This is a genomic window from Actinomadura sp. 21ATH (assembly GCF_041951345.1).
Taxonomy (GTDB): Bacteria; Actinomycetota; Actinomycetes; order Streptosporangiales; family Streptosporangiaceae; genus Spirillospora.
Genome location: NZ_JBGNUR010000020.1, coordinates 23,864 through 38,090, shown reverse-complemented (window position 1 = coordinate 38,090; position 14,227 = coordinate 23,864). Strand labels below are relative to the sequence as shown.

The 14,227-nt window shown below is 73.1% G+C and carries 13 protein-coding genes; 11 read left to right on the top strand and 2 right to left on the bottom strand.

Translation table 11 applies throughout. From position 1 onward, the window contains the following. Positions 1 to 2: 2 nt before the first annotated feature. Positions 3 to 3,260: a formate dehydrogenase gene (fdh, locus tag ACA361_RS36175; protein ID WP_375019609.1), complete on the bottom strand. Its 3,258-nt coding sequence runs from the start codon at positions 3,258 to 3,260 to the stop codon at positions 3 to 5. Positions 3,261 to 3,354: 94 nt separating this feature from the next. Then, positions 3,355 to 3,852, bottom strand: a complete 498-nt coding sequence (locus tag ACA361_RS36170; protein ID WP_375019608.1) for an SCP2 sterol-binding domain-containing protein — start codon at positions 3,850 to 3,852, stop codon at positions 3,355 to 3,357. A 178-nt stretch (positions 3,853 to 4,030) separates the two neighbouring features. Here ACA361_RS36170 and ACA361_RS36165 point away from each other — a divergent pair, with 178 nt between their 5' ends. The 11 genes from ACA361_RS36165 (at position 4,031) to ACA361_RS36115 (ending at position 14,226) form a co-directional block, all read left to right on the top strand. Continuing rightward, on the top strand, positions 4,031 to 4,324 hold the full coding sequence (locus ACA361_RS36165; RefSeq protein WP_375019607.1) for a YiaA/YiaB family inner membrane protein: 294 nt from the start codon (positions 4,031 to 4,033) through the stop codon (positions 4,322 to 4,324). Between the two features lie 288 nt (positions 4,325 to 4,612). Further along, entirely contained in the window at positions 4,613 to 5,398 is a 786-nt protein-coding gene (locus ACA361_RS36160; protein WP_375019606.1) for an MlaE family ABC transporter permease, read from the top strand. After that, complete coding sequence (locus ACA361_RS36155; RefSeq protein ID WP_375019605.1) at positions 5,398 to 6,264, top strand: ABC transporter permease; 867 nt, start codon at positions 5,398 to 5,400, stop codon at positions 6,262 to 6,264. Before ACA361_RS36160 ends, ACA361_RS36155 begins: the two co-directional genes overlap by 1 nt. Next, positions 6,261 to 7,289 carry an MlaD family protein gene (locus tag ACA361_RS36150; protein WP_375019604.1) on the top strand — a complete coding sequence of 343 codons (1,029 nt, stop codon included), beginning with the start codon at positions 6,261 to 6,263 and terminating at the stop codon, positions 7,287 to 7,289. The genes ACA361_RS36155 and ACA361_RS36150 overlap by 4 nt, the downstream gene beginning before the upstream one ends. Next, the gene (locus ACA361_RS36145) at positions 7,286 to 8,338 is read left to right on the top strand and encodes an MCE family protein (RefSeq protein WP_375019603.1); all 1,053 of its coding nucleotides are present in this window, start codon (positions 7,286 to 7,288) and stop codon (positions 8,336 to 8,338) included. The genes ACA361_RS36150 and ACA361_RS36145 overlap by 4 nt, the downstream gene beginning before the upstream one ends. Further along, on the top strand, positions 8,338 to 9,396 hold the full coding sequence (locus ACA361_RS36140) for an MlaD family protein (RefSeq protein WP_375019602.1): 1,059 nt from the start codon (positions 8,338 to 8,340) through the stop codon (positions 9,394 to 9,396). The genes ACA361_RS36145 and ACA361_RS36140 overlap by 1 nt, the downstream gene beginning before the upstream one ends. Further along, positions 9,393 to 10,454: an MCE family protein gene (locus ACA361_RS36135; protein WP_375019601.1), complete on the top strand. Its 1,062-nt coding sequence runs from the start codon at positions 9,393 to 9,395 to the stop codon at positions 10,452 to 10,454. The genes ACA361_RS36140 and ACA361_RS36135 overlap by 4 nt, the downstream gene beginning before the upstream one ends. After that, the gene (locus ACA361_RS36130) at positions 10,451 to 11,500 is read left to right on the top strand and encodes an MCE family protein (protein ID WP_375019600.1); all 1,050 of its coding nucleotides are present in this window, start codon (positions 10,451 to 10,453) and stop codon (positions 11,498 to 11,500) included. The genes ACA361_RS36135 and ACA361_RS36130 overlap by 4 nt, the downstream gene beginning before the upstream one ends. Further along, positions 11,497 to 12,786 carry an MCE family protein gene (locus ACA361_RS36125; RefSeq protein ID WP_375019599.1) on the top strand — a complete coding sequence of 430 codons (1,290 nt, stop codon included), beginning with the start codon at positions 11,497 to 11,499 and terminating at the stop codon, positions 12,784 to 12,786. Before ACA361_RS36130 ends, ACA361_RS36125 begins: the two co-directional genes overlap by 4 nt. Continuing rightward, entirely contained in the window at positions 12,783 to 13,448 is a 666-nt protein-coding gene (locus tag ACA361_RS36120) for a hypothetical protein (protein WP_375019598.1), read from the top strand. The genes ACA361_RS36125 and ACA361_RS36120 overlap by 4 nt, the downstream gene beginning before the upstream one ends. A gap of 121 nt (positions 13,449 to 13,569) precedes the next feature. Further along, the gene (locus ACA361_RS36115; protein ID WP_375019597.1) at positions 13,570 to 14,226 is read left to right on the top strand and encodes a TetR/AcrR family transcriptional regulator; all 657 of its coding nucleotides are present in this window, start codon (positions 13,570 to 13,572) and stop codon (positions 14,224 to 14,226) included. Position 14,227 lies beyond the last annotated feature (1 nt).

Sequence of the window (14,227 nt, the reverse complement as noted above, 5' to 3'; positions counted from 1 at the left end):
GGTCAGACCCCCGTTCCCGTGGTCTCGGTGATCCCGGCCCGGCGCCGGTAGTCGAGCACCATCCGCGGCAGCGCCGGCCCGCGCGGCCGGCGGCCGGCCCGGATGTCGGCCGTCAGCGCCTTGTCCTCCTGGATGTGCACGTTCGGGTCGAGCGACATGCTGACCAGCTCGTTGGCGGCGTCCCCCCGCGAGTAGCCGTTCGGGCCCCAGTGGAACGGCAGCCCGATCTGGTGGACGGTCCGTCCCCGCACCCGCAGCGGCGTCATCCGGTCGGTCACCAGGACGCGGGCCTCGATGGCGTTGCGGGCGGTCACGACGGTGGCCCACCCGCCGTGCTCCAGCCCCCGCTCCGCCGCCAGCTCGGGCGACACCTCGCAGAAGAACTCCGGCTGGAGCTCGGCCAGGTACGGCGTCCACCGGCTCATCCCGCCCGCGGTGAAGTGCTCGGTGAGCCGGTAGGTGGTGACGACGTACGGGAACACCTCCGCGCCCGGTTCGGTCCCGCTGGGATGCAGCCGGTTGTACGGCCTGGCGAAGATCTGCCGGACGGGGTTGCGGTTCCGCCCGTACAGCGCGTTCTCGAACGGCGAGTCCTGCGGCTCGTAGTGCGTGGGCATCGGCCCGTCCACCAGGCCCGCCGGCACGTACAGCCAGCCCTTGCCGTCGGCCTGCATGATGAACGGGTCGTCGCCGGCCAGCGCGGCCGGCCCGACCGCGCCCTCCTCGGGCCGGAACGACGGCGCCTTGGTGCCCTGGAAGTCGGGGATGTCATGGCCCGTCCAGCGGCCCCGCTCCCCGTCCCACCAGATCAGCGCCTTGCGGTCGCTCCACGGCCGCCCCTCGGGGTCGGCGGAGGCGCGGTTGTAGAGCACCCGCCGGTTCATCGGCCAGGCCCACCCCCACTCGGCGGCGATCCAGTCCTGCTCCGTGTGCGGCTTGCGGCGGGCCGCCTGGTTGACGCCGTCGGCGAAGACGCCGCAGTAGATCCAGCAGCCGCAGCTCGTCGAGCCGTCGTCCCTCAGCTGCTCGTACGACGCCAGGTGGTCCCCGTCGCCGTCGAAGCCGTTGATCTCGGCCAGCACCGCCTCCGCGGACGGCTCGGCGTGCGGCCCGTGGACCGGGTAGTCCCAGGTCAGGTCGAGAACGGGCCGGTCCCGCTCGTCGGTCGAGCCGGCCAGCTTCGCCCGGATGCGGCGGCCCAGGTGGTACATGAACCACAGGTCGCTGCGCGCGTCCCCCGCCGGGTCGACCGCGGTCCGGTGGAACTGGAGCCACCGGTTGGTGTTGGTGAAGCTGCCGTCCTTCTCGGTGTGCGAGGCGGCCGGGAAGAAGAACACCTCGGTGCGGATCTCCTCGGTGCTCAGCTCGCCCGTCTCGATCTCCGGGCCGTCCTTCCACCAGGTCGCGCTCTCGATCAGCGAGAAGTCCCGGACGGCGAGCCAGTCGAGGTTGGCCATGCCGAGCCGCTGCGCCTTGGAGTTGGCGGACCCGACCGCCGGGTTCTCCCCCATCAGGAAGTAGCCCTTGCACTCGCCGTCGATCTGGGCCATGACGGTCTCGTACGTGCTGTGACTGCCGGTCAGCCGCGGCAGGTAGTCGAAGGCGAAGTCGTTCTCCGGGGTCGCGGCGTCGCCCCACCACGCCTTCAGCAGGCTCACCACGTAGGCGCGCATGTTGCCCCAGTAGCCCTTGCGGGCCGCGTCGGCGAGGACGAAGCCGTCCAGCGTGATGTCCTCGTGCGCGTGCGGCATGGGGATGTAGCCGGGCAGCAGGTTGTACAGGGTCGGGATGTCGCTGGACCCCTGGATGCTGGCGTGCCCGCGCAGCGCCTGGATGCCGCCGCCCGGCCGGCCGATGTTGCCCAGCAGCAGTTGCAGGACGCTCGCGGCGCGGATGTACTGCGCGCCGACCGTGTGCTGCGTCCAGCCGACCGCGTACGCGAACGCGCTCGTCCGGTCCCGCCCGGAGTTCCGCACCAGCGCGTCGGCCACCTTGGCGAACAGCTCCGGCGGCACCCCGCAGATCTCGTGGACCATCTCCGGCGTGTAGCGGGAGTAGTGCCGCTTGAGGATCTGGAACACGCAGCGGGGGTCGTTCAGCGTCGGGTCGGTGTGCGGCGCGGCCCCGACGTTGACGCCGCCGGACCCCTGGCTCTCCGAGTGCCCGGCCTCCCGGTTCGTCCGGCGGCTGTGGGCGCGCTCCTCGTACGCGAGGTCGCGCTGCCCGGCGGCGCCGACCACGTGCGCGTCCTTGTACTGCCAGGTGTCGTAGTCGTAGACGCCGTTCCCGTCGGCGTCCATCCCGGAGAACAGGCCGTCCAGGTCCTCGGTGTCCCGGAAGCCGTCGTCGACGATGGCCGCCGCGTTGGTGTAGGCGACCACGTAGTCGCGGAAGTACGCCCCGGTGCTCAGGACGTGGTTGATGAGCCCGCCGAGGAACGCGATGTCGGTCCCGGCCCGCAGCGGCACGTAGACGTCGCTGAGCGCGCTGGTCCGGGTGTAGCGCGGGTCGACGTGGATGACGGTCGCCCCGCGCGCCTTGGCCTCCATCACCCACTGGAACCCGACCGGGTGCGCCTCGGCGAAGTTCGAGCCCTGGATGACGATGCAGTCCGAGTGCTGGAGGTCCTGCATGAACGTGGTGGCGCCGCCCCGCCCGAACGAGGTGCCCAGGCCCGCCACCGTCGAGCTGTGGCAGACCCGCGCCTGGTTCTCCACCTGCACCACGCCGAGCGCGGTCAGGAGCTTCTTGATGAGGTAGTTCTCCTCGTTGTCCAGCGTGGCGCCGCCGAGGCTGGCGATGCCGAGCGTGCGCCGGGTGCGGACCCCGCCGGACTCCCACTCCCAGTTCGCGGCCCGCGTCCCGATCACCCGGTCGGCCAGCATGTCCATGGCCGTGTCGAGGTCGAGCTCCTCCCACTCGGTGCCGTACGGCCGCCGGTACAGCACCGCGTGCTCGCGGGACGGGCCGGTCGTCAGCTGGAGCGTCGCCGAGCCCTTGGGGCACAGCCGGCCGCGGCTGACGGGCGAGTCCGGGTCGCCCTCGATCTGCACGACCCGCTCGTCCTTGACGTACACCTTCTGGCCGCATCCGACCGCGCAGTACGGGCACACCGACCGCACCACCCGGTCGGCGGTCGCGATCCGGGACTCCAGCCCGGCCGTCCGCGCCGACTCGGCGGCGGCCCCGCGCCCGAGCCGGTCGTCTCCCGTCAGCTGCCGGTAGACGGGCCACCCTTCGATCCACGTCCGCACACCCACGAGCGCTCCCTCCCCGGAGCGCCCACTACCCGCGGCACGGGCGTCGAATCCGCAGGCCAGGCGTACTGAAGCGGCCTTTACCGCGTACCGGTCCTCAGTACGCGAACCAGCCCGACAGCTTCGCGCCGAACATCATGTCGCCGGTCAGCCCGATCTTCCCGCCGGTGAACGCGGTGACCGCGTTCAGCCGCCCGGCGCACACCCGCAGCAGGTCGGCGACCGAGATCTTCAGCGACACGTTCGCGCCGCTGTAGGCGCCGCGCTTCCCGCGGGCCGCGCCGTCCTTGATCTCGACGTGGTACGTGTACACCCCCGAGGGCGTCCGCACGTTCCACTGGACGACGCCGGCGGCGCCGGCGGCCCGCTCGGGCACGAACCGCTCCCCCATGATGGTGAAGAGCCGGTCGAGCACGGCGGTCGCCCCGGCGCCCTCCACGAACTCATCGATCACCTTGTCGTCCGGGCCGTCCGGGCCGTCCGGGCCGTCCGGGGCGGTGCCGTCGAGGAGGTCGCGCAGCTGCTCCGGCCCGCTGATCGTTTCGAGGAACCGCTGCACCGCGGCGGCGTCGGCCAGGTCAGGCATGACGGTCATGTCGGCTTCCTCTCGTCCGGCTGCGCCTCGGAACGCATCCCACCGAACGGCCCGGGGCGCCCGTAAGACCGAAACCAACAAGCCCCAGGGCCGCGTTTAGCAGACCGGCACAAGTACCCAGCGCGGGTTGAGTCCCCGTACTCAGGCGATCACCCGCGGCACTCCGGACACTCGCTTCATGACGACACAAGCGCCGCAATCGGCGAGCACGACCGCGTTCTTCGTCCAGGCGATCATCTCGTTCGCCGTCTCCAGCGTCGCCGTCTGCGTCGGCATCATCTACCTGCCGGTCCAGACCTGGGTGCGCGCCTTCCTCGCCCTCGGGCTGCTGTACGTCATCACGTCGACGTTCACGCTCGCGAAGTGCATCCGCGACAAGCAGGAGTCGCAGGCCCTCACCAACCGCGCCGACCAGGCCCGGCTCGACAAGCTGCTGACCGAGCACGACCCGTACTCCACCCAGAAGCTCTGAGCGCAGGGCGCCCGGCCGCCGGCCATCAGGAGCCGGGGACGGCCAAGGGGTGGCGGGCGGCCTCGCCTATCGCCGGTCGACGAGGCCGCCCTCCACCCTCGCCCCTGCACGGGGGTTCCCAAAACCCGAACAGGAACGCGTCCCGCTGCACGGCGGGTGAGAGCACCCTAGTGACTTATTAGCGCTCTGCCAATAGGCCTCGGGCGAGTTACTGGCGAGTTGCCAACAAGCTCTTGGCAGGCCGCCAACAAGGTTCTAGGGTGTGGCCCCTGTGAAGGGGGTGATGCCGTGGTCGCGCCGGGTGTCCCCGTCCGGGTGCACGCGCTGCTCGCCGAGGTCGGCGAGATGTTCGTGGTCGCGCTGGAGGGGCTGCGCCGCACCTGGGACGTGCGGACGTGGTTCTGGGAGTTCGCCGAGCAGTCCTGGTTCCTGGCCAGGGTGACGAGCCTGCCGGTGATCCTGGTGTCGCTGCCGCTGGGCGCGACCGTGGCGCTCCAGGTCGGCCAGCTCGCCGCGCAGCTCGGCGCGCAGTCGGCCACCGGCGGCGCCGTGGTGGTGGGCCTGGTCCGCGAGGTCGCGCCGATCGCCGCCGCACTGATCATCGCGGGCGCCGGCGGCTCGGCGATGACCGCCGACATGGGCGCCCGCCGGATCCGGGACGAGCTCGCGGCCATGGAGACGATGGCCGTCAACCCCGTCCACCGGCTGGTCACGCCCCGGCTGTGGGCGGCCAGCCTCGTCTCGACGCTGCTGGCGTCGCTGGTCATCGCGGCCGGGGCGGCGGGCGGGTTCGTGTTCAACGTGCTGCTCCAGGACGTCACCCCCGGCGCCTACTTCGACGGCGCGGTCTCGCTGCTCCAGACCTCCGACCTGCTGGTGACGCTGCTGAAGTCCTGGCTGTTCGGGATGATCGCCGCGATCGTCGCGTGCCATATGGGGATGAGCTGCGCGAGCAGCCCGGCCGGCGTCGGGCAGGCGGTCAACCGGGCGATCGTGGTCGCGTTCATGCTGGTCTTCGCCCTCAACTACGTGATCACGACGGTGTACTTCGTCGCGTTCCCGCCGAAGATCTGATGGCCGGCCCGATCCTGGCCGGGCGCGCCGGAACGCGCGCCGCGGCGGCGGCCGCCGGAGCCGCGCGGCGCGCCGGCGACCTGGCGCAGTGGCCGGTGTTCGTGCAGCGCGTGGCCGTCCACTCCGCCCGCGACCTGATCTGGCGCCGCAAGTACGCCAAGACCGTCGCCCGGCACGTCAGCGACATCGTCGTCGGCGCCGGGGCCACCGTGGTCGGCGGCGGGATGATCTTCGTCATCTTCACCATGGCGTTCTTCGTCGGCACCGAGGTGGGTCTCCAGGGCTACACCGGGCTGCGCTCGATCGGCGCCGAGTCGTTCATGGGGCTGGTCGGCTCGTTCGCCAACGTCCGCGAGATCACCCCGGTCGTCGCGGCGGTCGCGCTGGCCGCGCAGTGCGGGTCGGCGTTCACCGCCGAGCTGGGCGCGATGCGGATCTCCGAGGAGATCGACGCGCTGGAGGTCATGGGGATCGCCTCGTTCGCCTACCTGGTCTGCACCCGGGTGGCGGCGGCGCTGATCGCGCTCGTCCCGCTGTACCTGATCGCGCTGTTCGCCAGCTTCTTCGCCACCCGGCTGATCAGCACCGAGTTCTTCGACCTGGCACCGGGCGTCTACGACTACTACTTCCGGCTCTACCTGCCGACCATCGACCTGGTCTACAGCTCGATCAAGGTCGCGGTCTTCTCGTTCGCGGTGATCACCATCCACTGCTTCTACGGCTACTACGCCACCGGCGGCCCCGCCGGGGTCGGCCGGGCGGCGGGCCGGGCGATCCGGCTGTCGATCATCACGATCGTCACCCTGAACCTGCTGCTGTCGTACGTGTTCTGGGGCGGCGGCGCGACCGTGAGGCTGACCGGATGATCAACGAAGAGATCCCGCTGCGGCGCCGGCTGGTGATCGCCGTGGCCACCCTCGCCGCGACCGGGCTGGTCGTGTACGGCCTCGTCGCGCAGCCGTTCCAGGACGGCGGCACGGTCCTCACCGCCGAGTTCGGGCGGGCCGGGCAGGGCCTCGGCAAGGACGCCCCGGTCAAGATCCGCGGGGTGACCGTCGGCTCGGTCACCGGGACGGAGCTGGCCGGATCCGGCCGCGCCCGGCTGACGCTGCGGCTCCGGCCCGGGATCCGGGTGCCGGACACGGTCACGGCGGTGATCGAGCCCGCGTCGGCGTTCGGCCCCAAGTTCGTGAACCTCCGGCCGGGCGCGCACGAGCAGGACGGCCCGTTCCTCGCCTCGGGCGCGCGCATCGCCCGTACCGCCGACCCGCGCGACCTGTCGGACCTGCTCGCCGACGCCGACGCCGGGCTCGGCGCGATCGAGCCCGCCGAGGTCGCGACGATCGTCCGCACGCTGGCCGACGGCCTGTCGGGGAACGGCACCCGGCTGCGCGCGACCATCGACCAGACCGGCGTGCTGGTGGGCGTCGCGCACAAGCGGCGCGCGGAGGCCCGCCGGTTCCTGCGCGACGGCGCCGACCTCAGCACCGCCCTGGCGGGCTCCGGCGACGAGCTGGTCGCGATCGGCGGCGACGGCAACACGCTGATCTCCACGACCGCGGCGGGCGGCACCGGCCGGCTCGGCGCGTTCGCCGACGGGATCTCCGACGTCTCCGCGCTCGTCGCGCACGGCCTCACCAAGCGCGGCGGGCAGCTCGGCGAGGCGTTCCGCTCCGGCGAGCGCGCCGCCGCCGTCATCTACTCCCAGCTCGGCCTCCTGGGGAACGCGGTCCGCACCGGGAACCGCCTGCTCCCCCTGTACGGGGAGCTGACCTCGCTGCCGGGGCCGGGCGGCAAGAACTACCTGCGCTCGCAGGCGTACCTGCCCACCGATCCGTGCGAGCTGCTCGTCGGCCTGTGCGGCCCGTCCACCAGGGGAGGCGGCCGATGAGGCGCGCACGGATCGGCCTGGCGCTCAAGCTGGGCACGTTCGTGCTGGTCACCGGACTGCTGACGGCGTTCATCGGGGCGCAGATCGCGCGCGTGAGCACCGGCGGCGGCTGGACGGTGACGGCCACGTTCGACGACGCGAGCGGGCTGGCCGAGGGCGACCAGGTGAAGATCGCCGGCGCTCCGGTGGGCCGGGTGGACGGCATGAAGGTCGTCGAGGGCCGCGCCCGCGTCACGATGACGGTGAACGCGTCCGTGTCGGTCCCCGCCGACAGCGAGGCCGCGATCCGCTGGCGGGACGCGATGGGCGGCCGGGTCGTCTACCTGATCCCCGGCACCGGCACGGCGCGGATGCGGCCGGGCGCGCACATCACCCGGACCCGTTCGGTCGTCGACGCCGCCGCGCTGATCGACCAGCTCGCGCCGCTGACGCAGAGCGTGAACCCCGAGCAGGTCAACACGGTGCTCGGCTCGCTCGCGCAGGCGCTGGACGGCAACGCGGCCGAGATCGACCGGCTGCTCGTCGGGGTGGACACGCTGACGTCCACGATCGCGGCCCGGCGCGCGACGCTCAAGCAGATGCTCGCGGACTACGCGACGATCACCGAGGTCATCGCCCGCCGCGACAAGCAGATCGCGAAGGCGATCGACGACCTGGTCACGCTGAGCGGCGCGTTCACCGGCAACCGGCGGCTGATCGACCAGGCGATCGTGCAGCTGGCGGCGATGGCGCGGACGTCGGACAAGGTGCTGGCGGGCAACGGCGCGGAGCTCGCGCAGGTGATCGCGCGGCTGTCCACGTTCACCGCGGGCGTGCGCCGCAACACCGGGACGGTCTCCGACGTCATGGGCTCGGCCGCCCCCAAGCTCCGGCGCATCTTCGCCGCCGTCGACAACGGGCGCTTCATCGAGTCCGCGATGCCGTGCATCACGCTCGCGGCGCCGCCCTGCCCGTACCCCACCCGGCTGCCCGGCCCGCGCGAGTCCAGCGAGGCGATCACCTCATCGGGCGCGCTGGAACGGCTGATCGTCGGCGGAGGGGGGTCCTGATGGCGCTCGGGTCGTTCCGGGACCGGAACAAGGTCACGGTCGGGCTGGTGTCGGCCGGCACGCTGATCGCGCTCGTGCTCGGCGTGTACCTCGTCGGCACCCGCGGGCTGCTCCAGGACCGGTACACGGTCACCGGGGTGTTCGCCGAGACCGGCGGGCTGCGCTCCGGCGACGAGGTGCGGGTCGCGGGCATCCGGGTCGGCGAGGTGACGAGCGTCGAGCCCGACTACGCGCGCGGCGAGGTCCTCGTCGAGTGGAAGGTGGACGCGGAGGTCGACCTCGGCACCGCCACCCGCGCCGAGGTCAAGGTGGAGAACGTCCTCGGCGGCCGCTACCTGCGGCTGTCGGGCCCGGTCGGCACCCCGCACCTGGCCGCGCTGCCGGAGTCGCGGCGCCGCATCCCCAAGGACCGCACCCGGGTGCCGTCCACCGTCAACGACGTCCTCAACACCGGGACCAGGACGCTGGCCAGGCTCGACTCCCGCTCCATCAACAAGATCGTCACGGAGCTGGAGGGCGTCGGCGAGGACGACCGGCACCGCCTGTCGAGCGCCCTGACCGGCCTCACCCGGCTGGCGGAGACCGTGAACGAGAGCAATCCGCAGATCAAGAGGCTGCTCGGCGGCGGCGACCGCATCCTGAAGGTCGCCCGCGCCAAGGACCGGCAGCTCTCCCGGCTGCTCACCAACGTCGAGGCGATGCTGGCCGAACTCCAGTTCCGGCGGAACGAGCTGGCCGCGTTCCTCGGCAGCGGCGACCGGACGGTGCGGAGCATGACCACGCTGATCGACCGGCACCAGGAGAGGCTGGTCAAGGTGATCGCCGACCTGCGCGCCACCCTCGGCGACCTCCGCCCGGCCACCGGCGACCTCAACGACCTGCTCACCTGGGCCGGGCCGACGCTCAGCGGGCTGTCCGGCACCGGCGGGTACGGCCCCTGGCTGGAGGTCCTCGCCACCGGCCTCGGCCCGCTGTCCCCGCGCGACCTCGCCCAGCTCGCCGAGGCCGCCCCGCGAACACGCACCACCGGGGCACGGACCACAGGAGGACGGCCATGAGACGGTTCGCCGCGGCGGCCGCCGCGCTGGCGCTGGCCGCCGGCACCGGCGGCTGCACGGTGCTCGGCGCGCCCGGCGCCGGCGACACCTATCCGATCACCGTCTACTTCGCCAAGACGCCGTCGCTGTACGAGCGGTCGCGGGTGAGGGTGCTGGGCGCCGACGCCGGAACGATCACGTCCATCCGGAGCGAGAGCGGCCGCAACCGGGTCCGCGTCCGGATGGAGATCGACCGCGACGTCCCCGTACCGCGGGACGTGCGCGCCACCATCGAGTCCGCCAACGCGCTCGGCGAACGCTTCGTGACCCTGCACCCGGCCTGGACGCCCGGGCGGCCCAAGGCCGGGCCGGGAACGGTCGTCCCGCTGGAGCGCACCGAGCTGCCCGTCGAGATCGACGACGCGCTCGCCGCGTTCGCCCGGCTGAACGGCTCCATCGACGCGAACCGGCTCGGCGGCGCCGTCGGGCGCGGCGCGGACGCGCTGGACGGGCGCGGCGACGACGTGAACCGCGCCCTCCAGAGCACCGCGACGCTGACCGGCGACCTCGCGGCGCAGGACGAGCGGATCGTGTCGCTGGCCGAGGGCCTGCGGTCCCTCGCCGGCGACCTCAACGCGCGGGACCGGAAGCTGGCCACGCTGCTGGAGTCGTTCTCCACCACCAGCCGCACGCTGGCCGAGGAGCGCACCCGGCTGCGCGACTTCGTCGCCGGGCTCGCCGCCGTCATCCGCAGGAGCGAGGTGCTGGTCACGCAGTACCAGGAGACGCTGCCGGCGGCCGTCACCGACCTGTCCAACATCGTCATGACGCTCAAGTCCAACGCCGGGTCGCTCGACCAGACCATCGAGGCGCTCGGCCGGTTCGCCGACGTCGCCGTGCAGGCGTGGGACAGGGAACGCAACGTCGCCGCCATCCGGCTCGTCTTCCACGGCACCGTACGGGCCTGGCTGCAGCCGCTGTTCGACGCGATGGGCTGGGGCACCATCCCCTGCCTCCAGGGCGAGCCCACCGTCGGCAACTGCACGAAGCCGCCCAGGACCGGGGAGGTCCCCCGATGAGAGGACACCGGCCGGCGGCCGCGGCGGGCGCGCTGGCGCTCGCCGTGAGCGTGGGCGCGGGAGCGGGCGGCTGCTCGCTCCAGACGCTCGGTGCCCCGCGTGGCGACATGGTCCTGACCGCGACGTTCGACGACGTGCAGAGCCTGGTCACCGGCCACAGCGTGCAGATCTCCGACATCCGGGTCGGGACGGTGACCGGGATCCGGCTCAGCGGCTACCGGGCGCGGGTCACGATGGCGCTCAAGAGCGACCGCCGGGTGCCCACGGGAACGACCGCGACGATCGCCAAGTCGTCGCTGCTCGGCGAGAACTACGTGCGCCTGGACCTGCCGCGGGGACGCGCCGCGAACGCCGGCCCGTTCCTGGCGAGCGGCGCCGCGATCGCGCAGACGTCCGTCCAGCCGGACCTGGAGGAGATCAGCGCCAAGCTCGGCCCGCTGCTCGCCGCGCTCGGCGGCCAGAACCTCCAGACGATCACCGGCGAGACGGCGACCGCGGTGGACGGCAAGGGCCGCCGGATCAACACGCTCATCAAGCGCGCCGCCGACGTCACCGACACCTACGCGGCCGCGAGCGCCGACCTGGTCCGCGCGCTGGACGGCCTCGCCCGGCTCGGCGACTCGCTGGAGAAGGGCCACGGCGAGTTCGGCCGGCTCCCCGGGAACGTGGTGCTGGCCACCGAACGGCTGCGCAACGAGCGCGCCCGGCTCAAGCGGTCCGTGCAGCAGCTCCTCAAGCTGGCCCGCTCCGTCAACGCCAATGTCCACGAGCGCCACGCCGCCCGCCTCGGCACCCTGCTGGCGCGCGCCGACGAGCTGCTCGCCGCCGCCGTGCGCGGGAGCCAGGACCTCAAGGCCGTCGCGGGGGCCGTGCTGAAGTTCCTGAACGGCCCGTCCGTGTCCCACAGCGGGCAGGGCCTGCTCTTCCTGTGGATCAAGGGCTTCCTGCCCTCCGCGGGCGCCGCGCCGGAGGCGGAACCGCGGACGGAGCAGCGGACCGGGCAGCGGGGGCTGCCGCTGGACGAGCTGATGGGACCGCGCTCATGAGGCATCCCCGCATCGCCGTCAACCTCGCCTTCTTCGCCCTGCTCGGAATCGTGCTCGCGATCTGGGCGGTACGGAGCATCATCAGCGTCGACGCGCTGGACCGCCCGTTCCGGGTCACCGCCGAGTTCGCCGACTCCCCCGGCCTCAACGAGGACCTGGAGGTCACCCATCTGGGCGTCCGGGTCGGCGAGGTCGGTGCGATCGAGCTGCGCACCGGGCACGTGGACGTGGGCCTCGACCTCGACCGCGGGGTGCGGGTCCCGGCCGGCGTGGGCGCCCGCGTGCTGCGCAAGTCGGCGATCGGCGAGCCGTACGTCGAGCTGACCCCGCCCGCGAAGCCCGGCACCGCCGTCCTGAAGGCGGGCGACCACATCCCGGTCGGGCGCACCGCCGGGACGACCGACTACCAGCGGCTCTTCGCGGGGATCGGCGACACGCTCAAGGCCGTCGACCCGCGCGACTCCCGCACCCTCGTCCACGAGCTGGCCCGGGGCCTGGAGGGGCGCGGCACGACCCTCAACGACACGATCGCCGACGCGCACCGGCTCACCGGCACGCTGGCCGCGGACGCGCACGTCCTGGACGGGCTGTCGGCCGAGCTGACCCGGCTGACCGCCACCCTCAGCGACCACCGCCACCAGCTGGCCTCCGGCGTGAACGACCTGGCGGCGTTCACCGCCGCGCTCCGGCAGAGCCGCCGGGACCTGGACACGGTCCTGGAGCACGGGCCGGGCACCCTGCGCGAGGCGAACGACCTGCTGCGCGCGGCCCGGCCCGGCCTCGGCTGCCTGCTCACCGCCGCGGCCACGCCGTCCGCGCCGCTGTTCACCCGGCAGAACCAGGCGAAGATCCACCACGTGCTGGAGATGGTCCCCACCCTCCAGGCGCTCGTCTCGGACATCACCGCCACCGACGCGTCCGGCAAGTACCTCCGCGTCACGGCCGTCCTCACGCTGCCGGGCGCCGCTCCGGCGGCGGCCGAGTACACCTCGCCCGTGCCGAAGCCCAAGGCCCCGAAGGTCGCGCTCTGCCCGTCCACCCCGAAGACGGCCAAGGGCGCGAAGAAGGCCGGGACGGCGGGCCAGGCGAAGGCTCCGGGGCCCGGCGCCGGGAACGCCACCGCCGCCCCCGCCCCCGTACGGCAGGTCGGCGCCACCGGCGACGCCGCCCCGGCCGGCGGGCCGGAACGGTGGCTGCCGCTGCTCCCGCCCGCCCTCGGCGCCGTGCTCGTCATCGCCGCGGCCGCCCGTTTCGTCCGCACGCTGCTCCGCAGGAGGTTCCCATGAGCACCGACACCGACGACCAGGTCGAAGCGGAAGTGAAGGAAGAGAAGGAAGACAGGGAGGAAGGGAAGAAGCAGGAGAACGAGGCGGCGAAGGAGCCGGGCCGGTCCAGGGCGCGGCTGGTCCAGGCGGCCGGGGTGCTGGTGCTCGCGGCGTCCGTGGTCACCGCCGGGCTCCAGTGGAAGGCGGCCGACGCCGCGGCCCAGGAGAAGGCCGACCGGACGGCGGTACGGGACCGCGCCGGGCAGTTCGGGCAGGCGCTCCTCAGCTACGACCACACCGACCTCCAGGCGGCGCGGAACCGGGTGCTGTCACTGGCCTCGGACGACTTCGCCAAGACCTACGACGTCGCCTTCACCGGCGGGCTGGAGGGCGTCATCACCAAGCTCAAGGCGACGGCCACCGCGACCGTCCGCAACGTCTACCTGGAGGACGTCGACGAGGCGGCGGCGAAGGCGGTCGTGGTGATGGACTCGGAGGTGCGCAGCACCGCCGGGACGCGCCGGGTGCTCGGCTCGTACCTCGACATGCGGCTGGCGCGGCAGGGCGGCCGGTGGCGGATCACCGAGGTGACCTCGATCGGGGCCGTGAACGAGAGCATGACCGATCCCAAGGGCGAGCAGGAGCGGTCCCCCGGGGCCGATCCGGCGTCGCCCGGCGGCTGAGCGGCCGCGCGGCGGGAGATCGCCGTCGGTCATGATGGGCCGGTCCCAGCGGTCCCGGCCGGGCGCGCGCCCCGGCCGGCGGCGCCCGCGCGCGGCGCCTCCAGGAAAGGACGAGCCCAGGATGAGCGACGGCAGCCCCGCCCCGCGCCCCCGCCGGGTCCGCAAGGAGCCCGACGAGCGCCGGGACCAGATCCTCGCCTGCGCGCGGGCGCTGTTCAGTAGCCGCCCGTACGGGACGGTCTCCAACACCGAGATCGCCGCCGCGGCCGGGGTCAGCCGGGGGCTGCTGAACCACTACTTCGGCACCAAGCGCGAGCTGTACCTGGCGGCGGTGACGGAGATGATGAGCGTGCCGCCGATCCCGGTGCCGTCGTGCGCGGCGGGCGCGAGCGTCCGCGAGCGGGTCGGGCACAGCATCGACGCCTGGCTGGAGCTGCTCGACCGCAACCGGGAGACGTGGATCGCCGCGCTCGACATGAACTCCTCGGGCGGGGACGCCGAGCTCGACGCGATCCTGGAGGAGGCCAGGGACCGCGCGGTCGGGCACATGACCGAGGTGGTCGGGCTGACCGCGCTGTCCCGGGAGCACGCGGAGGTGCGGTCGGCGTTCCGCGCGTACTCCGGGATGGCCGAGGCCACCTCCCGCGAATGGCTCAAGCAGGGCCGGCTGACGCGCGCCCAGGTGCACCTCCTGCTCCAGGAGGTGCTGCTGAACCTGGTCGAGGAGGTCGTCCCCCGGCTGGTCGAGACGGTACGGGACCGGCCGCCCGCGGGCTGAC

What these genes read in the sequence shown, in the direction of transcription:
- ACA361_RS36115 (WP_375019597.1), top strand. Translation starts at nt 13,570, where the DNA reads ATGAGCGACGGCAGCCCCGCCCCGCGCCCCCGCCGGGTCCGCAAGGAG.
- ACA361_RS36125 (WP_375019599.1), top strand. Translation starts at nt 11,497, where the DNA reads ATGAGGCATCCCCGCATCGCCGTCAACCTCGCCTTCTTCGCCCTGCTC.
- ACA361_RS36140 (WP_375019602.1), top strand. Translation starts at nt 8,338, where the DNA reads ATGGCGCTCGGGTCGTTCCGGGACCGGAACAAGGTCACGGTCGGGCTG.
- ACA361_RS36150 (WP_375019604.1), top strand. Translation starts at nt 6,261, where the DNA reads ATGATCAACGAAGAGATCCCGCTGCGGCGCCGGCTGGTGATCGCCGTG.
- ACA361_RS36130 (WP_375019600.1), top strand. Translation starts at nt 10,451, where the DNA reads ATGAGAGGACACCGGCCGGCGGCCGCGGCGGGCGCGCTGGCGCTCGCC.
- ACA361_RS36165 (WP_375019607.1), top strand. Translation starts at nt 4,031, where the DNA reads ATGACGACACAAGCGCCGCAATCGGCGAGCACGACCGCGTTCTTCGTC.
- ACA361_RS36170 (WP_375019608.1), bottom strand. Translation starts at nt 3,852, where the DNA reads ATGACCGTCATGCCTGACCTGGCCGACGCCGCCGCGGTGCAGCGGTTC.
- ACA361_RS36155 (WP_375019605.1), top strand. Translation starts at nt 5,398, where the DNA reads ATGGCCGGCCCGATCCTGGCCGGGCGCGCCGGAACGCGCGCCGCGGCG.
- ACA361_RS36135 (WP_375019601.1), top strand. Translation starts at nt 9,393, where the DNA reads ATGAGACGGTTCGCCGCGGCGGCCGCCGCGCTGGCGCTGGCCGCCGGC.
- ACA361_RS36120 (WP_375019598.1), top strand. Translation starts at nt 12,783, where the DNA reads ATGAGCACCGACACCGACGACCAGGTCGAAGCGGAAGTGAAGGAAGAG.
- ACA361_RS36145 (WP_375019603.1), top strand. Translation starts at nt 7,286, where the DNA reads ATGAGGCGCGCACGGATCGGCCTGGCGCTCAAGCTGGGCACGTTCGTG.